The sequence below is a fragment of the Psychrobacter sp. AOP31-B2-9 genome (assembly GCF_052378005.1).
Classification (GTDB): domain Bacteria; phylum Pseudomonadota; class Gammaproteobacteria; order Pseudomonadales; family Moraxellaceae; genus Psychrobacter.
This window is the reverse complement of record NZ_JBQSXG010000221.1, coordinates 1-3,017: the sequence shown is the minus strand read 5'-3', so window position 1 is coordinate 3,017 and position 3,017 is coordinate 1. Positions and strand designations below refer to the sequence as shown.

The window sequence follows — 3,017 nt, the reverse complement described above, 5'->3', positions numbered from 1 at the left end:
AAGTTTGCAGCGTCTCAATGCAGGCGAAGTAGTATTCGACGAAGATAGCATTAGTGGTGTTGGTGGTACAGAGTTATTGGTTGTAGCGGGCAGTCTAATAGATGATGGGCAGGTTTATCAACGAGGTAGTTGGATACGTTTGCCAGTAGGAGAGCAGTCGCAGATAAAGGCAGGGTTAGAAGGTGTTACGCTATATATTAAAACGGGACATTTAGAGCAAGTAATAGGTTTGTGATTGGTAATTGACCGAGCCACTTGGGTTTTCTATATTGGCGTTATAAATTTTCGATCGATATTCTTATCTATGATATTGATAAAAGCTGGCTATTATTACAATAGCCAGCTTTTTTGTGCTTAGAAGTTAGCTTTTACACTGACGACCATTTGGCGCTCTGGTCCCATCCAGCAGTTATTTGTATCATAACAAGAGCTGACATAGGTTTTATCAAACAGATTATTGACACTCGCACCCACAGTAAAGGTAGGGTTGACTTCGTAACTGCCGCCAACATCTACCAATGTCACACTTGGTAGCTCATCTGTGTTCTGTCTGTCGATTTGCATGCCACTTTCATAGCGAACCCCGGCATTAAGCGTTAGCTTGTCTGTGGCGTAGTAGTCTGCCCACAGCGTGGCTTTGTGTTTCGCTGTTTGCGCTGGCGTGTTACCGACCACTTCGGGGTTAATCTCTTCTTCGGTAATTTCAGCATCGGTATAGCTGTAACTCGCAGCGACATCTACCCAGTCATTGAGCATATGACTGCCTGAGACTTCAAATCCTTTAGATGCAATCTCACCGGTTTGGGTTTGATTTCTATAGTTAATGTAATCTGATACCACGACATTTTGCTGGTTGATATCAAATACCGCCAATGTTCCTTTGGTGCCGCCATCTGATGATTGATACTTAATACCAGCTTCTAGCTGATCGGCCGTCGTGGGTTCAAACGGCTCATTGGTCACGAAATTACTCCCAACGACTGGCTGGAACGATTGTGAGTAGCTCACAAACGGCGAGATGCCATTATCGAAATTATAAATAGCAGCAAGACGACCACTGGTCTCTGATGCGTCATTGTCAATTTCTTGGACACTATATATTACACCTTGAGAAGCTTTGGTCTGGTCGGTGAGGCTTTTGAATTTATCATGACGCAAACCTGCCACTACCGTCCAATCTTTCCATGTCATCTCATCTTGAACATAAAAACCAAGCTGGCTTTGTTCGATGTCCTCATACTGACTGTAGACATCTAATGGTAGGGTGTTGGCATTGATTTGCGAAAAATCTGGATTGGACAAATCAAGGTTTGGTGTACCATCTGCACCAGCATCATAGTAATCAGCAGTGCTATCTGTCTCTTGATACTCAACACCAAACAATAAGTTATGAGAAGTATTTGCCGTATCGAATTGATAAGCCAACTGGTTGTCTGTGGTCCAGTTTTTCATGCTTTCATCGGTGGTGTAAGCCACACGGTTCAGTATCGTGTCACTACCGCTGACATACCCACCTGAGTTGTACATATTACGCTGCTCTGCTTCAGAGTCGGTGTAGCGCAGTATGTGTTTGAAGGTTAACTGATCATTGATATCCCAGTTTACAGTGACACTCGGCATGAATACTTCTTTGCTAAACTTATTCCATTCGTCGCCTGCATAGGCATCGCTATCTAACTTGCCATAGCTGGCGTTATAGACGGTACCGACTGAAGGCAGTGGGGTAGAGGGTACCATGTTTGGGTCATCTTGATAAAAGAGGTTAGCAAGTACCGACACGTCATCTGTCGCTTGCCATTCAAGCGATGGATTAATCAGCGTGCGCTCTTCTTCTGTGGTTTGCATTTGTCCGTCTTTTTTGCGCTTTAATGCCACAAAACGATAGTTCAAGCTGTCTGTGAGCGCTCCGGTTGTATCGATGCCTACTTCTTTTAGGTCTTGGTTACCCAGTCGTAGTTGCACTTCCGTTTCTTGGGTGCTTTGAGGTGTTTTGGCAATTTGGTTGACCATGCCACCAGGTGCTGTATAACCATACAGTGAAGAGGCCGAGCCTTTGACCACTTCTACCGCTTCTGTTGCATAGACATCGACTTGTGGCATGAGGTTCCAAGCCCCATCGTAAGGCAGTCTTAGACCGTCATAAAAATTCGATAAAGTCTTAAAACCACGAACTCTGTTTTCATCAAAGATAGTCACTGTACCGCGACTCTCAGAGCTGACACCTGGCTCATAACGTAGCGCAGCACTGACACTGTCCGCTTGGCGTTTTTGTAGCAGGTCTTGATCGATTCTGGTATAGCTCATTGGTGCATCTTCAGGGTCTAATGCAGTTTTTGTACCTGTGCTCCGGTAGCTATCGGCATAGACGGTGATGGCATCTAAAGTAGTCGATGGGATCGCTGTCTCAGCGTTCTCTGTTTCGGACGTACTTAGCGAGTCTTCGGTATAGGTAGTTTCAGCATAAGCCAGCTGACTGATACTCATGATCAAGCCAATCTGTACTGCTACGGTAAGGTGTTTTTTTCGGATAGATTCAGAGGCTAACTGGAGTCGCATCATATGTCCTGTTAAATATTATTCATGAAATGGAATGTCTTTAATCTAGATGATTGAATATTAGAAAGAATAATAGCACTAATGATTACTATTATCATTAAAAAATTACAGTGAGAGAGTTCTGAGAAAGGTACAACATGACAAGCTATGATCTCGTTTGGTTTTCTTATACTAGTTCGTATTTGGTATTCAACACGCCCTAACATTGCCCCGATGTTATTTAAATTTGACTACATAAACAGTGGTCTTTAAATAAGTTTTCTCGTATGATACAGCCGATATTATTTTAATAGATTTATGTTGCTAATTAGGGCGTATTCTAGGCAGTCAGAGAATATTCAGGGTCATATTTATGAGTAGAGAAAGCAATCAGTCAATCAATCAGTAATAGCCATCGCTATTTTACAGTATGGCGTTGGCATTTTTATGCGGGCATGTTTGTCGCGCCTTTTTTAATCGTT

The 3,017-nt window shown here is 43.1% G+C and carries 1 protein-coding gene and 1 pseudogene; one reads left to right on the top strand and one right to left on the bottom strand.

Going from position 1 to position 3,017, the window contains the following annotated elements; genetic code table 11:
* Window positions 1–235 (top strand): annotated as a pseudogene (locus ACT3SX_RS14545) (cupin domain-containing protein); the annotation flags it as partial.
* A gap of 119 nt (window positions 236–354) precedes the next feature.
* Here ACT3SX_RS14545 and ACT3SX_RS14540 read toward each other — a convergent pair.
* Window positions 355–2,556 carry a TonB-dependent siderophore receptor gene (locus tag ACT3SX_RS14540; protein ID WP_192520695.1) on the bottom strand — a complete coding sequence of 734 codons (2,202 nt, stop codon included), beginning with the start codon at window positions 2,554–2,556 and terminating at the stop codon, window positions 355–357.
* Between the last annotated feature and the right edge of the window lie 461 nt (window positions 2,557–3,017).